This is a genomic window from Streptomyces coacervatus (assembly GCF_029223485.1).
Taxonomy (GTDB): domain Bacteria; phylum Actinomycetota; class Actinomycetes; order Streptomycetales; family Streptomycetaceae; genus Streptomyces; species Streptomyces coacervatus.
Genome location: NZ_JARHTP010000007.1, coordinates 240781 through 257845, shown reverse-complemented (window position 1 = coordinate 257845; position 17065 = coordinate 240781). Strand labels below are relative to the sequence as shown.

The following is a 17065-nucleotide window of genomic DNA, read 5'->3' as shown; positions in this document are numbered from 1 at the left end:
CCCTCCGCTCCGCTGACCGCCTAGGACGACGATGTCTCCACGGACAGGTGCCCGGCGCCGTCTCGGCTCCATACGTCTCTCCCTGATCCTGCTGGCCCTGGTGCCCAGCGTCACCCTCGCCGCGATGTGGGCCCTGACGACCACGCAGATGTTCAACGAGGGGCTGCGGCTGCGCGGACAGACGCAGCTGAGCCGGTCGACCGGGGCCATGGGCACCGACGCGACCCTCGCGCTGCAGCGGGAGCGCAGCCTGTCGGCGGCCTGGCTGGCCGACCCGCACGGCTCCCGGGCCGCGCTGGAGGCGCAGCGCAGGGAGACCGACAAGGCGGTCGCGAAGCTGGTCGGCCAGTCCGACGCGATCAACAAGGCGCCCGCGCGCATCTCGGACCGGCTGTACTCGGTCGTCGGCTCGGTGGGCAGCCTGGAGTACTACCGGGGCCAGGTCGACGACCCCACCGACATCACGGCAGCGCAGGCACTGGACCAGTACAGCTCGATCATCGACGACCAGATACACGCCTTCCAGGAGCTCTCCCAGGTCGACGACGGCGACCTCACCTCGCAGGCCGGTCCGCTGGTCGCGCTGGAGCACGCGGCGGAGCTGGTCTCCCAGGAGGACGCGCAGCTCACCGTGGCCTGGCCGGCCGGGCAGCTGAGCGAGAAGACGTGGGCCACGTTCGCGCAGCTGGTGAACGCCCGGCGCTGGATCGTCGAGGACCAGGTCGTCCCCTCGCTGCGCGGCAGCGCGAAGACGCAGACGGAGCGGATCCTGCAGAGCCCCGAGTGGGAGACCCTGCAGAACATCGAGAACCAGGTGCTCGCGGCGCGGTCGTCCGCCGCCCGCGGGAAGGTTCCGCTGCCCGACGTGAGCAAGCAGTGGGCGGCCGCACTGAACAAGGTCGGCGACCAGTACTCGCAACTGATCGAGAAGCAGACGTCCGGGCTGCTGGACCGCAGCGCCGACAAGGCCGACAGCCTGCTGCTCACCGCCGCCTCGCTGAGCGCGGGCGGACTCATCGCACTGCTGCTGTGCGTGGGCATGTCCTGGCGGATCACCCGCTCGCTGTCCCGGCGGCTGCGCGGCCTCAGGGAGGCCACCCTGAGCCTGGCCGAGGAACGGCTGCCGGACGTGGTGGCCCGCCTGGACCGGGGCGAGAAGGTGGACGCGGACGAGGCGACCCCGCCGCTGGATTACGGCCGTGACGAACTCGGCCAGGTGGCACGGGCGTTCAACAAGGCGCAGCGCACGGCGGTGCACACCGCGGTCGAACTCGCCGACACCCGGCGCGGCTTCCAGAAGGTCATCCTCGGCATCGCCCGGCAGAGCCAGAACCTGGTCAATCTGCAGCTCACCAAGCTGGACGCGCTGGAGCGCAGCCACTCCGACCCGGACGTCCTCAAGGGTCTGTACGAACTGGACTCCACGGCAAGCCAGTTGCGCCGCTACGAGGAGAACCTGGTCATCATCAGCGGCGAGCAGCCGCGGCGCAGCTGGCGGGAGCCGGTCGCGCTGATCGACATCCTGCGCAGCGCCGTCGGCGAGGTCGCCGAGTACCAGCGGGTCGAGGTGCACACCGACGAGGACGTGTACCTGGCGCCGCCCGCGGTGGCCGACGTGATCCATCTGCTGGCCGAGTTGATCGACAACGCGACCGCGTACTCGCCCTCCCCGGCGCCGGTCGGGGTGCGGGCGGCACTGGTCGCCAAGGGTCTGGCCGTCGAGGTGGAGGACCGCGGTCTCGGTCTGTCCGACGAGGACTACGCCTCCTTCAACGCCCAGCTGGCGGTGGAGCCGCAGTTCGACGTGGTGGCGCTGGCGGACGACCTCCGGCTCGGCATGTTCGTGATAGCCCGGCTCGCCACCCGGCACGGCATCGCGGTCACGCTGCGCCCGTCGCCGTACGGCGGCACGACGGCGATCGTGCTGCTCCCGCACGAGATCGTCGTACGGGAGGCGACACCGGCCGTCTCCGCCGACGACGCCCCTGACACGGAGGAGCCGACTGCCGCGGAGGAGCCCGCGCAGCCCGTACGGGAGCCCCGCGCCGCTCCTCCGGCGCGCACCGCCACCGCCCCCGCGCCCTCCGGACGGCGCGACGGCATCGCCCCGCTGCCGCGCCGCGTCCCCCAGACCAGCCTGGCCGCCGAGCTGCGCGAGGAGCCCACCGGCGGTGAACTGAACGGTCACGCCGAGGAGTTCACCGCGGAGCAGGCCGCCTCCTCGCTCGCCGGTTTCCAGCGCGGCACGCTCCAGGCGCGTGACGACGACACCGAGCCGCAGTACGACCAGGACCAGGGGGAAGCACCCGTAACTCGGGAACCGGGTGCGCACCCCGCCGCCGAAGGCACCACCGTCCCCTCGACTCCGCCCGCCGACCGCTGACGAAGGAACACCGCCATGACACGCCCCATCCCAGCCACCCATACCCAGCTCGACCAGCTGCTGACCGGACTCGTGGAGCGGGTCGCCGAGGTGAACCACGCGGTGGTGCTCTCCGAGGACGGGCTGGTCGTCAGCAAGTCCACCGGTTTTCTGCGCGACGACGCCGAGCGGCTGGCCGCGACCGCATCCGGTCTGATGAGCCTCAGCAAGGGCGTCAGCATGGACTTCCGCGGCGGCCCGGTGCGGCAGGCGCTGATCGAGATGGCGCACAGCTATCTGATACTGACCTCGGCCGGCCCGGGCGCCCACCTCGTCGTCCTCACCAGCCAGGGCGCGGACGTCGGTGTGGTGGCGTACCAGATGAACATGCTGGTGAAGAAGATCGGCGAGCACCTCAGTGCGGCACCGCGGGCGGGCCTCGGCCCCACCGTCGACTCCGGCGCGTGAGGTGGGCGAAGGCGACACGGACGGCCGCCTGGTACGGCTGTTCGCGCTGACCGGCGGACGGACCCGGCCCAGCCGCGCCGACTTCACGCTCATCACGACGGTGACCGCGGTGGACCCGCCGCCGACCTGGGCCACCCGGCCGCAGCCCGAGCACCAGCGCATTCTGCGCCGCTGCGCCGAGCCGATCGCCGTCGCGGAACTCGCCGCACTGCTCGACCTGCCGGTGAGCGTGGTCGTGATCATGCTCTGCGATCTGCTGGAGAGCGGCCGTATCACCGCCCGCCCCCCGCACCCCGTCTCCTGCAAACCGGAAGACCTGGACCTGCTGCAGAAAGTGAGGGAGGGCCTTGGCCGGCTCTGACGTCATCACCCGGGCGGCGCCCGACACGGTGAAGATCCTGATCGCCGGGGGCTTCGGCGTCGGCAAGACCACCATGGTCGGCTCGGTCAGCGAGATCACCCCGCTGCGCACCGAGGAACGGCTGACCGCCGCCGGCCTCGACGTCGACGACCTCGACGGCATCGAGGAGAAGACCGCCACCACGGTGGCCCTGGACTTCGGCCGCATCACCATCAGCCGCGATCTCGTCCTCTACCTCTTCGGCACCCCCGGCCAGCAGCGCTTCTGGTTCATGTGGAACGACCTGGCCCTGGGCGCCCTGGGGGCGGTCGTCCTCATCGACGTCCGCCGCCCGGAGAGCAGCTTCGCCGCCATCGACTTCTTCGAACGCCGGAACATCCCCTTCGTGGTGGGCGTCAACGGCTTCTACGGCGACCACCCCTACCCGCCCGACGAGATCCGCGAGGCGCTCGCCCTCCCGGACGACGTCCAGGTGCTGCTGTGCGACGCGCGTGAGCGGGAGTCGTCCCGGGACGTACTGATCGCGCTGATCGACCAGTTGATCGCGTCGGCGGTCCACACAGGTGCCGCACGGCAAACGGAGAAGTGAACGGCGAAAACCAGCCAAGCGCGACCGTTTCATTGACGCACACGCGCCACATCCTTAACTTCTGATCGATTTACCGAACCTAGTTCGAGATATCGACCACTGCCGGGCACCCCCGCACGCCCCCATGGAGCACGCATGAACGCGACGCCGCACCCCGAGCACCCCCGCCCCTCCCGCCGCTCCTTCCTCGGTATGGCGGCCACCGTTCCGCTCGCCGCCACCGGCGCGCTGGCCCTCGGCGCGGGCACCGCGCGGGCCGCCACCAACTCGGCGTATGTCATGTGCTACTTCACCGAGTCGCCGGACATGCTGGCCGCCAACTACGGCCTGCACCTGGCCGTCAGCCCCGACGGTCTGCAGTGGACGCCGCTGAACCAGAACGCCCCGGTCGCCACCCCGACCGCGGGCTCCACGGGCCTGCGCGACCCCTTCATCCTGCGCAAGCAGGACGGCACCTTCGTGGTGCTCGCCACCGACCTGAAGGGCACCGACTGGACGTACGTCAGCCAGTACATCCACGTCTGGGACTCCACCGACCTGCGCACCTTCACCGGCTACCGGCGGATGAAGCTGCACGACATGGACACCCACAGCTGGGCGCCCGAGGCGTACTGGGACGCGAGCCGCGGCACGTACGGCGTGATCTACTCGGCCGTCAACTCCAGCGGCCACAACGTGATCATGGTGAACTACACCAGCGACTTCGTGACCGCGGGCAGCCCCCAGGTCTTCTTCGACCCCGGTTACGACGTCATCGACGGCGACCTCGCGGTCGGTGTGAACGGCGTCAACTACCTCTACTTCAAGAAGAACTCGACCCTGGTCGGCGCGCGCTCCACCTCACTGGACCCGGGCAGCTTCACCGAGTTCAGCACCGCCGTCTCGCACAACGGCACCGAGGCCCCGACGCTCGTCAAGTCCCTTGCGTCGAGCAGCACTTGGTACCTGTGGGGCGACACCTGGTCACCGAACGGCGTCTTCTACGCCTGGCAGACCAGCAGCCTGGCTGCCGGCACCTGGACGGCCCTCGACCAGAAGATCTACACCCAGCCGCTGAACTCCAAGCACTGTGGCATCCAGCCGATCACTTCGACCGAGTACAACAACCTGCTCGCCAAGTGGGGTACCCCCGCCTGGAACCGGCTGAAGTCCTACAACTACCCGGCCCGTTACGTCCGGCACTCCAATTTCGTGGGCCGGATCGACGAGTACGCCTTCGACCCCTACACCGACTCCCAGTGGAAGCTGGTGCCGGGTCTCGCCGACAGCTCGGGCGTGTCCTTCCAGTCGGTCAACTACCCGACCCGCTATCTGCGGCACTACAACTACGCGCTCCAACTGGACGTGAACGACGGCACGTCGACGTTCGCCGCGGACGCCACGTTCTACAAGACCGCCGGGCTGGCCGACTCCTCCTGGTCGTCCTTCCGCTCGTACAACAACCCGACCCGGTACATCCGCCACTCCGACTTCGTCCTGCGCATCGACCCGATCTCGACCACCACCGAGAAGCAGGACGCGACCTTCTACGTCGGCTACTGAGCACTGAGCCGGTCCGCACATACGACGCGGGCGCCCCCGGGGTGGGGACGCCCGCGTCGTACGCGTTCGGGGGTCAGCCCAGGCCGGCCGACTTCAGCCAGGCCTTGGCGACGTCCAGCGGGTCCTTGTTCTCGAGCGTGACCTGGGAGTCCAGGTCGAGCAGGGACTTGGTGTCGAGCTTGGCCGAGACCGCGTTGAGCGCGGCGACGCCCGCCGAGGACAGGCCGCTCTTGTAGACCAGCGGCTGCACGTTCTCGAAGCCGAAGAGGTTCTTCGGGTCCTGCAGGACGACGTGCTTCTCCTTGGTGATGGTCGCGTCGGTGGTGAAGAGGTCCGCGGCCTGCACCGTGTTCTTCTTCAGCGCCGCCTGGGTCAGCGGGCCGCCCGCGTCCAGCGCCTTGAAGCCCTTGAACTCCAGGCCGTACACCGACTTCAGGCCCACCAGGCCCTGCTGCCGGGTCTGGAACTCCGGCGAGGCGCCTATGGTCAGGTCCTTCGCGATGTCCTTGAGGTCCGCGATGCTGGACGCGGACGTCAGCTTGTACTTGTCGGCGGTGGCCTTGTTGACCGTGACCGAGTCCTTGTCCTGCGCGGCGGCGGGGTCGAGGAGCGTCAGCTTGGAGTCCAGCTTGGCCTCGATCGCGGCCGTGGTCGCCTCGACCGTCTTCGGCGCGGCCTTGGGGTCGAGGTAGGCCAGCAACGCGCCGTTGTACTCCGGCAGCACGGTGATGGAGCCGTTCTTCAGCAGCCCGTATGTCGTCTCGCGGCTGCCGATGTTCGGCTTGTAAGTGACCTTGACACCCTTGGCCTTCAGGGCCTCGCCATAGATGTCGGCGATCAGGATGCTCTCGGCGAAGTTGTTCGAGCCGACGACGACGGTGTTGCCGTCGGACTTCCCCCCGTCGAGCGGGTTGGAGGAGTTGTCGCCCTTCGAGGAGCCACATCCCGCCAGCAGGGCCGTGGTCGCGGCGAGCGCGACGGCCGTCGCGGAGTAGCTCTTGATGGACCTGCTGCGTGCGGCTTTGGAAGTCACGATTCCCGTTCCGGACTCAGGGGATTGATGAGAAGCAAACTCTTGAACTGATCCAATCCAGCCTGTTCTTACTCAGTCAAGAGCAGCCGGGTCACCGATTGGCCTCAATGCGTGATCAGTTGTGAATGCAGCGTGAACGGAACGGGGTTGAAACAGAGGCGCCTTGTAATCGATTCTTGACGTAGGGCAACGTGCTTGATCGTTCAATGAGGCGATAGTCTCCACGCAGCCCAACGATCAGAACCGGTCATACGCGTGCATCCGGGGGGCCTCGCACGCGGAGACCCACTCCCCATGACCCATGAAGGAGGCCCTGTGTCCGCGTCCGAGGTGGACGGCATACGGGGCTTCGCCGACCGGTGGTCGTTCCGGCGCAAGCTCAACCTCCTGGTCGGCGTGCCCCTGGCCGTCGTGGCCGTCCTGCTCTCCTATCTCATCGCCGGCCAGGTGGGCCAGGCACGGGACGCGGCGTCCGCGGCGGATCTCGTGCGCAACAGCGAGCAGGTGGCCTCGCTGGTCAACGACCTGGAGAGCGAGCACCAGCTGGCGATCCTGCTCTCCGTGCGCTACGAGGCCAAGGGCCGCGGCGTCCAGTCCACGCTCACCGCCTACCGCAAGGCGCAGGACGCGGTCGACGCGCAGATCGCGAAGGTGCGCGAGACCTTCGGCGACGCGCTGCCGGACAGCGAGGCGCAGGCGCTGAAGGAGGTCGAGGGCCTCACCAGCCTGCGCGGGACGGTCGAGCAGAGCTATCTGCCCGCGAGCAATATCGACCCCGCCTACGACAACGCCGCCAGGACCGTGATCGCCGGTCTGGGCCTCGACCGCAACGCGGAGCTGGCAGCCACCTTCACCGGCAACCTGCTGGACTCGCTGCTGCGCGCCGACGCCGCGCACGGCTCCTTCGAGACCGGCGTGTTCTCCGCGACGACCGGCGACACGAACGCGCAGATCGAGTTCACCACCGCCGTCGGCGCGTACCAGCTCTACACCAACCAGGCCGAGCGCTTCGCCAGGTTCGCCACCGAGCAGCAGGCCGACGAGCTCTCCGGTATCGAGCACACCAGCGCCCAGCAGGACATCGCCGAGGCGTACGCCGAGCTCCAGGTCGCCCCCAGCACCCTGCAGTCCACCACGCCTGCGGAGATCAAGGCGGCGTTCCAGAAGGCGCTGAGCGACTATCCCGCCTACCCGGAGCAGGCCGCGGCCCGGCTGAAGATCACCTCGTCCCTGATCGGCCAGATCGCCGACGGCGCCGATCACGCCTCCACCAAGGCCTGGTGGCGCGCGGGTCTGCTGCTGGCCGCGGCCCTGCTCGGCTTCGTCCTCTGGCTCGCCTTCTCGGTGCTGGTGCGCCGGTCGGTGGTCCGCCCCGTGATGGCTCTCACCGGCGCCGCGCAGGAGGTCGCCGAGGTGGCGGGCCGCGAGCTGGCCCGGGTGGCCGACGACGACGCCGAGGACGACAGCCCGCCGATGCTGCGCGAGATGCCGGTCACCGCGGACGACGAGATCGGCGAACTGGCCGAGGTGTTCAACCGCGTGCAGACCACCGCGATCGCGCTGCTGGAACGGCAGGTGCTCAGCCGCCGCAACGTCGCCGAGATGTTCGGCAACGTAGGCCGCCGAGTCAGCAACCTGACGACCCGTCAACTAGCCCTGATCGACGCAGTGGAACGTGGCGAGACCGACCCGGCCCTCCTCGAACGCCTCTACTCCATCGACCACATCGCCGTCCGTCTGCGCCGCAACGCGGACAGCCTGATGCTGCTGGCCGGCATCCGCGAGACGGTCCTCGACTCCGGCCCCACCGCGCTGACCAACGTCGTACGCGCCGCGCTCGGCCAGATCGAGGGCTTCCAGCGGGTACGGCTGCATGCGCGCACCGAGGTCATGGTGGAGCCCGACATCATCGGCGACCTGACGCTGATGGTGGCCGAACTCCTGGAGAACGCCGTGTCGTTCTCGCCGGCGGGCAGCCCGGTCGAGGTCTACGTGCGGGACACCTCCGGCGCGGAGGCAGCTCTGTCCGGGGGCGCCTCGATCGTCGTCTCCGACCACGGCCTCGGCATGAGCGCGGAGCGGCTCGCCGAGGAGAACGCCCGGCTGATCCGCCGCGAGCGGCTGGACGTGGTGCCGACGAAGGTGCTCGGCCTGTTCGTGGTCGGCACGCTGGCGCGCCGCTGGGACGTCGGGGTCGAGCTGACCCGCACGCCGGGCGGCGGCATGACGGCGGAGGTGACGGTCCCGTCGTCGCTGCTGCTGGGTGCCTCCGGCGGTGCCATGGAGGACCGGGGTGCCGTGACGGCAGGGTCGGCCGGCGCGCCGCTCACCGGCCAGAGGGCCGCCGCCGACGGAGCCGGTGACCTGCCGCTGCGCGACGCCGTCTCCGGCCCGCGCCGGTCCGCCGCCGTCGAGGCGCCCGGCACACCGGCGGACGACCTCACACACACCGGCCGGCCTGGCCCGCTGCCGCGTCGGGTGCCGCAGCGGGAGGAGGAGGCGGAGGGGGCGCCGAGCGCATCTGCGCCGGGCACGGCGGGGGCCGAAGCGCCGACCACACCCGCCACGGGAGCGGCACCGACCGCACCGGCACAGGGCACAGCAGCAGAGACGACGCCGAACACACCCGCCACCGGAGCGGCAGCGGACGCGAGACCGACTGCACCTGCGCCCGGCACAGCGTGGGAGGCGGCACCCAGCACATCCGCCGCGGGAGCGGCCCGGGCCCGGGACACAGCGCCGACCGCGCCCGGCACGGCAGCAGACGCGACGCCGAGCACAGCCGCCACGGCAGCGGCAGCGGACGCGGCGCCGGATACGGCAATGGACGCGGCACAGCGCACACCCGTCACGAGGGCGGTCTCGGACGAGGCGCTGACGGCTCCCGCCCCGAATGCGGCGGCGGACGCAGCGCCCCCGCTCCCCGCCCGGTCCGGTTCCGGGCAGGCCCCGTTCGTCCCCGAGGCCCGTACCGAGGCGGCCGTCGATGTGACCCACTCACGGACCGACGACACAACCCCCGGCCACCCGTCAGGGGTTGACCGACCGGTATTGTTTTCCGAGGTCACCCCCGGTGCGACAGCGCTGTCCGCCCCGGCCGGGAGCGACGGCTCCTCCCGCCCCCTGCGTCGCCGCGTCCGCGGTGCCACTCTCCGTACGACCGTCGACGCCGCTGCCCAGCAGGCGGCGCGGCAGGCCCCGCGGCCCGCCGACGCGGATGCCGTACGGGACGCGCTCGACGAGTTCGAGGCGGCCGTGGAGCGCGCGCACCGTGACAGCGCCGCCGCCGGCCGGCCCGCGACCACCGACCCGCACGACCGGAACCACCTCCCGGAAGGAGCCGAGCAGTGAGTACGTCGACAGGCGACACTCCCCCCACGGGAGCCACCACGCCCACCGAACTGCAGGCCGCCGCAGCCGACTTCACCTGGCTGCTCAACCGTTTCGCGACCGAGACCGCGGGCGTCGTCGACGCCATCGCGGTGTCGTCGGACGGGCTGCTCATCGCCGTGTCGGAGCTGCGCGAGCACGCCGACTCCGAGCGGCTGGCGGCGATCGTCTCCGGCATCACCAGCCTGGCCGCCGGCGCGTCCGGCAACTACGGCCTGGGCGGCCTCAACAAGGTCATCATCGACCTGGAGGGCGGCCATGTCCTGGTCTCCGCGATCGGCAGCGGCGCCGTGCTCGGCGTCGTCACCGACAAGGAGGCCAAGCTGGGCAACATCGCCTACGAGATGACGCTGTTCGCCAACCGGGCCGGCAGCGCACTCAGCCCACAGCTCGTGCTCGCGCTGAAGAACAGCGTCGGCTCACCGACGGCCCTCTGACCGAGCGACGGACGACGACCCCATGGCGGAAGGCTCCCCACCTCCGGGCCCGGACCCGGTCGGACCGGCCCCCGCCGTACGGCCGTTCCTGGTCACCGCCGGCCGGGTGGCACCCACCGCGTCCGGCAAGCCGGTCCCGGTGGAGACCCAGGTGGTGGCCACCGCCGAGGGTCTCGCCGTGCTCGACGGACTCTCCTTCGAGCAGCACGACATCGTCGCCGCATGCCGGCAGCCGCAGTCCATCGCGGAACTGGCGGCCCGGCTGCGGCTGCACCTCAACGTCGTACGGGTCCTCGCCGAGGACCTGCGCGCCGCCGGGCACCTGGCGGTGCACATCCCCGACTCCGGCGTCACGCACGACGCCTCCGTCCTGCGCAGGGTCATCGACGCCCTGCGCGCCATCCCCGACTCCCGAGGGGTACTCCGTGACAGCGACTGAACCGGCCGGCATGATCCAGGCCCCCTCGGTGGCCGCCGTACGACCGCCGCTGCCGGTCAAGATGGTGATCGCGGGCGGTTTCGGCGTGGGCAAGACCACCGCCGTGGGTGCGATCTCCGAGATCGAGCCGCTGACCACCGAGGCCGCCATCACGGAGGTCGCGGCGGGCGTGGACGACCTCAGCCACACCCCGGCCAAGACCACGACCACGGTGGCGATGGACTTCGGCTGCATCACCATCGACCCGACACTGAAGCTGTATCTGTTCGGCACGCCCGGCCAGGAGCGGTTCGGGTTCATGTGGGACGACATCGTGGAGGGCGCGGTCGGCGGCCTCGTCATCGTGGACACGCGCCGCCTCGACGACTGCTACGCGGCCGTCGACTACTTCGAGCACCGCCGGATCCCGTTCGCCGTCGCCGTCAACGCCTTCGACGGGAGGGTCGAGCACACCCTGGACGAGGTCCGCTGGGCGCTGGATGTCGCCGAGCGGGTTCCGGTGATCGTGTTCGACGCCCGGGAGCGTGGATCTGTGCGGGACGCACTGCTGGTTGTGCTGGAGCTTGCGCTGGCGCGCACCGGGGGCTGACGCGCGATCTGGTCTTTGCCGGTCTGCGGGCCGGTGGGGGCTGGTCGCGCAGTTCCCCGCGCCCCTAAAGGGCGCTTCTGCGGACCCCCTTCGAGACCGTGAACCGTGCTACCAGCCCGAAGAACCCGAGCGTCAGCAGGGCCAGGACCGCCACCAAGGTCGCCCCGCCCACAACTTTCTCGTAATTGAGCTGATAGAGACCGTCGACGATGTACCGGCCGAGGCCGCCGAGCGAGACGTACGCGGCGATCGTCGCCGTGGAGACGATCTGGATGGCCGCCGAGCGCAGGCCGCTGAGGATCAGCGGGAGCGCGACCGGCAGTTCGACCTGGAACAGGACCCGCGACTCGCCCATGCCCATGCCCCGCGCCGCGTCCACCGGGGACGGGTCGACCGAGCGCACCGCCTCGTAGGTGGTGACCAGGATCGGGGGGACCGCGAGGACGACCAGCGGGATCATGACCGGGGTCAGGCCCAGCCCGAGCAGCACGAACATCAGCACCAACAGGCCGAAGCTGGGCAGCGCGCGGCCGGCGGTGGCGATGAAGGCGACCGTGTTGCCGCCGCGTCCGGTGTGGCCGGTGAGCAGGCCGACCGGCAGGCCGATGGCGGCGGCGATGGCGAGGGCGATCAGCGTGTACTGGACATGCTCGCGCAGCCGGGTGGGGATGCCGTCGTAGCCGTGCCAGTGGGAACCGTCACTGAAGAAGGCGTTGATGAGGTGAAGGACGTTCATCGGGCGGCGTCCTCCAGGGCGACCGTGAGGGGTTCGGGCTCGTCCACGGGACGTGGCTTACGGCCGCCGCGCGGCATCCACGGTGTCACCAGAATGCGTACGACCACCAGCAGCGCGTCGGCGAGGACGGCGAGGACTGCCGTACCGATGACGGACAGCCAGATCAGGCGGGGCTGGTTGTAGATCTGGCCGTCGTGGAGCAGATTGCCGAGCGCTCCCTGGTTGCCGATCAGCATGCCGACGGACACGAGGGAGATGCTGGAGACCGTGGCGATCCGCAGGCCCGCGATGATGGCAGGCGCGGCGATCGGCAACTGCACCTGGAAGTAGCGGCGTACGGGCCCCAGGCCCATGGCGGTGGCCGCGTCGAGCGTCTCCTGCGGTACGGACCGCACACCGTCGACGATCGCGGGGACGAAGACCACCAGGCTGTAGATGCCAAGCGGGATCATCACCGTCGTCTCGGTCTGGCCGGTGTAGTCGATGAGGACGACGAAGAAGGCGAGCGAGGGGATCGCGTAGAGGATCGTCGTCACCCACAGCACGGGCGGATACAGCCAGCGCAGCCGCACGCACAGCTGGGCGATGGGCAGCGCCACGACCAGTCCGCCCACGACCGGGATCAGGGCCTCGCGCAGATGCAGCCCGACCAGACCCCAGTACGTGTTCTGCAGGTCGCTCGGGATGTCGAAGAAGCCCCCGCTCATCCCGCGACCTTTGCGTCGTCCGCGTCGTCCGCGTCGCTGCGGCCTTCGGCGTGCGCGGTGCGGATCGCCTCGCCGATGGTCTGCTGCGAGACGACGCCCGCGACCCGGCCGTCGGCGCCCACCGCGACGGCCCAGCCGGTGGGTGAGAGCACGGCGCAGTCGAGCGCGGCGCGCAGCGACTCCTTGTCGTGCTCGAAGGGCCGCCCGTACGGCAGGAGCCGGGCGGTGTCGATGTCACCGGCGGTGAGGGCGCCCGGCTCGCTCCAGCCGAGCGGCTTGCCGTCCACGTCGGTGACGAGCAGGTACGGCACGTCCTTCGCGCTGCGCCCGGCGATCTGCTCGGCGGTGGCGTCGACGGCCACGATCGGGGTGGTCAGCAGGTCGAGTCCGGCGGAGGAGAAGAACGACAGCCGCCGGATGCCGCGGTCCGCGCCGAGGAAGTCCTCGACGAACGCGTCCGCGGGGTTGGACAGCAGCTCGGCGGGCGGCGCGAACTGGGCCAGATGACCGCCGGTGCGCATCACGGCGACCATCGTGCCGATCTTCACGGCCTCGTCGATGTCATGGGTGACGAAGACGATGGTCTTGCCCAACTCCCCCTGGATACGCAGGAGTTCGTCCTGCAGGCCCTTCCGCACCACGGGGTCGACGGCCGAGAACGGTTCGTCCATCAGCAGCACCGGCGGATCCGCGGCGAGCGCCCGCGCCACCCCGACGCGCTGCTGCTGACCGCCGGACAGCTGGTACGGGTACCGCTTGGCGAGCGCGCCGTCGAGCCCGACCCGCTCCATCAGCTCCCGTGCCCGGGCCCGCGCCTTGTCCTTGCTCCAGCCGAGCAGCCGGGGCACCGTGGCGATGTTGTCGATGATCGTGCGGTGCTGGAAGAGGCCGGCGTTCTGGATGACGTACCCCATGGACCGGCGCAGCGTGTTGACCGGCTGCTGCGTGATGTCCTTGCCGTCGAGGGTGATGGTGCCCTCGCTCGGCTCGATCATCCGGTTGATCATCCGCAGGGTCGTCGTCTTGCCGCAGCCCGACGGTCCGACGAAGACGGTGATCGAGCGGTCGGGTATCTCCAAGGAGAGGTTGTCGACCGCCACCGTGCCGTCGGGGTAGCGCTTGGTGACTGAATCTATCCGTATCAAAACGCCGAATACCCTTCGGGTCTGGACCGTTGGAGGCAGAGTCTAGACCGCTTTTGTTTCACGACTCCTGCCGGAGCATGGCCAAATTCATTCGCCGCGGCGAACCGTCTCTGCAGGCCGGAGCCTTGGGGTCCGACAGCACCCGCCTATGACCTGCCTGTGAGTCCACTGATTCTCACTCTCCGCTCAGAAGCCGCTCAGTGATCCCACAGGGACGGCCCCGATCGTCATGGCCATGAACGAAACGAACGCGGGAGGCGTCCGGCGGCGGTCGGTCGAGATCGTGGTGCCGGTGTACAACGAGGCGCACGTCCTCGCCGACAGCATCGGCCGTCTCCACGCATACCTCGAAGAGTCCTTCCCGTTCCCGTTCCGCATCACGGTCGCGGACAACGCCAGTACGGACGGCACGTGGGACGCGGCGACGGAGCTGACCCTCCGCCTCCCGCATGTGCACGCCGTGCACCTGGAGGCCAAGGGCCGGGGGCGCGCGCTGAAGCAGGTGTGGGCCGACTCCACGGCGGACGTCGTCGCCTACATGGACGTCGACCTCTCCACCGGTCTGGAGGGCTTCCTGCCCCTGGTCGCCCCGCTTCTGTCCGGGCACAGCGACCTCGCCATCGGCAGCCGGCTGCACCGGCAGTCGGACGTGGTGCGCGGCGCCAAGCGGGAGTTCATCTCCCGCTCCTACAACCTGCTCCTGAAGGCCGGTCTCGCGGCCCGCTTCTCGGACGCGCAGTGCGGCTTCAAGGCCGTCCGCACCGACGTCTTCCGGGCCCTGGCCCCGCACATCGAGGACACCGCCTGGTTCTTCGACACCGAACTGCTGGTCCTGGCCCAGCGCAACAGGCTGCGCATCCACGAGGTGCCGGTCGACTGGACCGACGACCCCGACAGCCGGGTCGACATCGTCCGTACCGCCGTCGACGACCTCAAGGGCATGCGCCGGATGCTGCACCGCACGGTGACCGGCCGTACCCGAATCGCCGTACCCCGGCGGACCAGCACCCCGCAGGTGCCGGCCGCGCGAAAGACCTCTGAAGTCCTGCCCATCGGGGCGAACGCCTCTTCCCACCTGGAGTACGCGTCATGACGACCCTCGCCCCGCCCCCCGCGCCCGCCCAGGAGGGCAGGCACCGGGCCTCGACCCCGCCCGTCTCGCGGGTCAGAAGGCTGTTCACCGGAGCCCCCGAGGACCCCCGCTGGGCCCGTCCCGCCCTGTGGGCGATCCTGGTCCTGGCCACGGCCCTGTACGCCTGGAACCTGTCCTCGATCACCGGCAACACCTTCTACGACGCGGCCGTCTACTCCGGCACCAAGAGCTGGAAGGCGTTCTTCTTCGGCGCGCTGGACTCCGGCAGCTTCATCACCGTCGACAAACCGCCGTTCGCGCTGTGGGTGATGGGCCTGTCGGCCCGGGTCTTCGGCTACGGCACCTGGCAGTTGATGATGCCGATGGTGGCGGTCGGCACAGGATCCGTCGCCCTGCTGTACCGGCTGGTCAAGCGGGACTTCGGAGTCGTGGCGGGCACCATCGCCGCGCTCACCCTCACTCTCACGCCCATCACCGTCGCCATCAACCGCGACACCAACCCGGACCCGATCCTCGTCTTCCTGATGCTGCTCGGCGCGGCGGCGCTGCTGAAGGCCGTGCGCACCGGGCGGTTGATGCCGATGGTGTGGTCCGGCGTCGCGATCGGCTTCGCGTTCAACACGAAGATGATGCAGGCGTACGTCGTCCTGCCCGCGTTCTTCCTGGTCTATCTGTGGGCGGCTCAGTGCAGCCTCGGCAGGCGCATCCGTAACCTCGCCGTCGGCACGGTGGCGTTGATCGTCTCCAGCGCCTGGTGGATGGTGATCGTCGACCTGATCCCGGCCTCCTCCCGCCCCTACATCGGCGGCTCGACCGACAACACGGTCTGGGACCTGGTCATCGGCTACAACGGCTTCGGCCGTATCTTCGGGGCGAGTTCGTCGGTCGGCTCGCAGGGCAACGGCGCGAGCTTCGGCGGCAGCGCGAGCATCTACCGGCTGTTCAACGACATCATGGGCGGCCAGATCTCCTGGCTGATCCCGTTCGCGGCCATCGCCCTCGTCGGCGGACTGGTGCTGCGCGGCCGGGCTCCGCGTACGGACGCCAAGCGGGCGGCGCTGATGCTCTGGGGCGGCTGGTTCGTCCTGCACTACCTGACCTTCGCCCTCGCCGAGGGCACGTTCCACCCGTACTACGTCACCGCCATGGCCCCCGGTATCGCGGCTCTCGCCGGTGCGGGCGGGGTCATGCTCTACAAGGCCTTCGAGGAGGGCTCGGCGGCGAAGTGGGGTTGGCTGCTCCCGGCGGCCGTCGCGGTCAGCGCGGTCTGGGCGGTCGTCCTGCTCCAGCGGGTCTCCGGGTCCGGGGCGATCTACACGGTCGCGGAGGTCGTCGTCGGCCTCGCGGGTGCCGCGGCGGTGCTCGGTCTGCTGGTCGGGCGGTTCATGAAGCGGCAGAAGCTGGTCGGCTTCGCGGCGCTGGCGGCGATAGTGGCCCTGCTCGCCGGACCCGCCGCGTACTCCGCCTCGGCGGCAACGACCGCAAGCAGCAACGGCACCAACCCGACAGCCGGTCCCAACACCGGTGGCGGCATGGGCGGTGGCGGCATGGGCGGCGGTCCGAGCGGCAGCAGCAAGGGCGGTGCGCCGAGCGGCACCAAGCCCAGCGGGAACGCCCCGAGCGGCTCCGGCAGCGGCAAGTCGATGGGTACGCCTCCGTCCGGCAACAACTCCAACTCCTCGTCGAAGACGGAGAGCGGTCAGGCGGGCGGTGGCGGCATGGGCGGCAGCCAGGTCAGCTCCGCGATGATCACGTATCTGAAGAAGCACCAGGACGGCGCCACCTGGCTGGTGGCGGTCGCCACCGACCAGACCACTTCCTCGATCATCCTGGAGTCCGGCCGGCCGGTCATCTCGATGGGCGGCTGGTCCGGCAGCGACAACGCCATGACCCTCGCCAAGCTCAAGAGCCTGGTGAGGTCGGGCAAGCTGCACTACATCGTCGTCAGCAGCAACGGCGGCCAGTCCACCAACTCCGAGATCTCGACCTGGGTCAAGAAGCACGGCACGGCCGTGAGCGCCTACAGCGGCCTCTACCGCCTGGACGCCTCCGACGTCAGCTGATCCCCCTCCATCCCCCCAATCCCCCCACCCATAGCGGGCGGGCCGCCGGACTCCCCTGCCGGCGGCCCGCCCTTCTTCATGTCCGCCTCCGGTTTCAGCCTGCCCGCCCGG

Annotated in this window: 15 protein-coding genes; 11 read left to right on the top strand and 4 right to left on the bottom strand. The window is 70.0% G+C overall.

The features are described from left to right. The first annotated feature begins 31 nt into the window (after positions 1-31). The 5 genes from P2Q00_RS19305 to P2Q00_RS19285 all read left to right on the top strand — a co-directional run bounded on the left by P2Q00_RS19305 (position 32) and on the right by P2Q00_RS19285 (position 5322). Positions 32-2383: a sensor histidine kinase gene (locus P2Q00_RS19305; RefSeq protein ID WP_275773827.1), complete on the top strand. Its 2352-nt coding sequence runs from the start codon at positions 32-34 to the stop codon at positions 2381-2383. Positions 2384-2398: 15 nt separating this feature from the next. Beyond that, positions 2399-2830 carry a roadblock/LC7 domain-containing protein gene (locus P2Q00_RS19300; RefSeq protein WP_275773826.1) on the top strand — a complete coding sequence of 144 codons (432 nt, stop codon included), beginning with the start codon at positions 2399-2401 and terminating at the stop codon, positions 2828-2830. A 1-nt stretch (position 2831) separates the two neighbouring features. Next, positions 2832-3191, top strand: coding sequence for a DUF742 domain-containing protein (locus P2Q00_RS19295; protein ID WP_275773825.1), 360 nt, complete (start codon positions 2832-2834; stop codon positions 3189-3191). Further along, entirely contained in the window at positions 3178-3780 is a 603-nt protein-coding gene (locus P2Q00_RS19290; RefSeq protein ID WP_275773824.1) for a GTP-binding protein, read from the top strand. Before P2Q00_RS19295 ends, P2Q00_RS19290 begins: the two co-directional genes overlap by 14 nt. A 135-nt stretch (positions 3781-3915) precedes the next feature. Then, entirely contained in the window at positions 3916-5322 is a 1407-nt protein-coding gene (locus tag P2Q00_RS19285) for a glycoside hydrolase family 43 protein (RefSeq protein ID WP_275773823.1), read from the top strand. Between the two features lie 73 nt (positions 5323-5395). Here P2Q00_RS19285 and P2Q00_RS19280 read toward each other — a convergent pair whose 3' ends face one another. Further along, positions 5396-6355: an ABC transporter substrate-binding protein gene (locus P2Q00_RS19280; RefSeq protein WP_275773822.1), complete on the bottom strand. Its 960-nt coding sequence runs from the start codon at positions 6353-6355 to the stop codon at positions 5396-5398. A 315-nt stretch (positions 6356-6670) separates the two neighbouring features. On the opposite strand from P2Q00_RS19280, the gene P2Q00_RS19275 reads away from it, so the two are divergent. The 4 genes from P2Q00_RS19275 to P2Q00_RS19260 are packed head-to-tail and all read left to right on the top strand — an operon-like array spanning position 6671 to position 11210. Continuing rightward, positions 6671-9706, top strand: coding sequence for a sensor histidine kinase (locus P2Q00_RS19275; RefSeq protein ID WP_275773821.1), 3036 nt, complete (start codon positions 6671-6673; stop codon positions 9704-9706). Further along, on the top strand, positions 9703-10182 hold the full coding sequence (locus P2Q00_RS19270) for a roadblock/LC7 domain-containing protein (RefSeq protein ID WP_275773820.1): 480 nt from the start codon (positions 9703-9705) through the stop codon (positions 10180-10182). The genes P2Q00_RS19275 and P2Q00_RS19270 overlap by 4 nt, the downstream gene beginning before the upstream one ends. A 22-nt stretch (positions 10183-10204) precedes the next feature. Continuing rightward, positions 10205-10621, top strand: coding sequence for a DUF742 domain-containing protein (locus P2Q00_RS19265; protein ID WP_275773819.1), 417 nt, complete (start codon positions 10205-10207; stop codon positions 10619-10621). After that, positions 10608-11210 (top strand): GTP-binding protein, encoded by a 603-nt coding sequence (locus tag P2Q00_RS19260; RefSeq protein ID WP_425579517.1) that lies wholly within the window; start codon positions 10608-10610, stop codon positions 11208-11210. Before P2Q00_RS19265 ends, P2Q00_RS19260 begins: the two co-directional genes overlap by 14 nt. A 64-nt stretch (positions 11211-11274) precedes the next feature. On the opposite strand, the gene P2Q00_RS19255 is transcribed toward P2Q00_RS19260, so the two are convergent. The 3 genes from P2Q00_RS19255 to P2Q00_RS19245 are packed head-to-tail and all read right to left on the bottom strand — an operon-like array spanning position 11275 to position 13798. Further along, a complete protein-coding gene (locus P2Q00_RS19255) occupies positions 11275-11946 on the bottom strand; it encodes an ABC transporter permease (protein WP_275773818.1) in 672 nt (223 codons plus the stop codon). After that, the gene (locus tag P2Q00_RS19250) at positions 11943-12653 is read right to left on the bottom strand and encodes an ABC transporter permease (protein WP_275773817.1); all 711 of its coding nucleotides are present in this window, start codon (positions 12651-12653) and stop codon (positions 11943-11945) included. The genes P2Q00_RS19255 and P2Q00_RS19250 overlap by 4 nt, the downstream gene beginning before the upstream one ends. Continuing rightward, on the bottom strand, positions 12650-13798 hold the full coding sequence (locus tag P2Q00_RS19245) for an ABC transporter ATP-binding protein (protein WP_275773816.1): 1149 nt from the start codon (positions 13796-13798) through the stop codon (positions 12650-12652). Before P2Q00_RS19245 ends, P2Q00_RS19250 begins: the two co-directional genes overlap by 4 nt. A 235-nt stretch (positions 13799-14033) precedes the next feature. Between P2Q00_RS19245 and P2Q00_RS19240 the strand changes: the two genes are divergently transcribed. Both P2Q00_RS19240 and P2Q00_RS19235 read left to right on the top strand, forming a co-directional pair. Next, on the top strand, positions 14034-14891 hold the full coding sequence (locus P2Q00_RS19240) for a dolichyl-phosphate beta-glucosyltransferase (RefSeq protein WP_338059324.1): 858 nt from the start codon (positions 14034-14036) through the stop codon (positions 14889-14891). Next, the gene (locus P2Q00_RS19235; protein ID WP_275773815.1) at positions 14888-16954 is read left to right on the top strand and encodes an ArnT family glycosyltransferase; all 2067 of its coding nucleotides are present in this window, start codon (positions 14888-14890) and stop codon (positions 16952-16954) included. Before P2Q00_RS19240 ends, P2Q00_RS19235 begins: the two co-directional genes overlap by 4 nt. The last annotated feature ends 111 nt before the right edge of the window (positions 16955-17065 follow it).

Bases quoted from the DNA above. Each gene is read 5' to 3' on its own strand.
- P2Q00_RS19265 (WP_275773819.1), top strand. From the start codon at position 10,205: ATGGCGGAAGGCTCCCCACCTCCGGGCCCGGACCCGGTCGGACCGGCC.
- P2Q00_RS19250 (WP_275773817.1), bottom strand. From the start codon at position 12,653: ATGAGCGGGGGCTTCTTCGACATCCCGAGCGACCTGCAGAACACGTAC.
- P2Q00_RS19285 (WP_275773823.1), top strand. From the start codon at position 3,916: ATGAACGCGACGCCGCACCCCGAGCACCCCCGCCCCTCCCGCCGCTCC.
- P2Q00_RS19255 (WP_275773818.1), bottom strand. From the start codon at position 11,946: ATGAACGTCCTTCACCTCATCAACGCCTTCTTCAGTGACGGTTCCCAC.
- P2Q00_RS19300 (WP_275773826.1), top strand. From the start codon at position 2,399: ATGACACGCCCCATCCCAGCCACCCATACCCAGCTCGACCAGCTGCTG.
- P2Q00_RS19240 (WP_338059324.1), top strand. From the start codon at position 14,034: ATGAACGAAACGAACGCGGGAGGCGTCCGGCGGCGGTCGGTCGAGATC.
- P2Q00_RS19305 (WP_275773827.1), top strand. From the start codon at position 32: ATGTCTCCACGGACAGGTGCCCGGCGCCGTCTCGGCTCCATACGTCTC.
- P2Q00_RS19235 (WP_275773815.1), top strand. From the start codon at position 14,888: ATGACGACCCTCGCCCCGCCCCCCGCGCCCGCCCAGGAGGGCAGGCAC.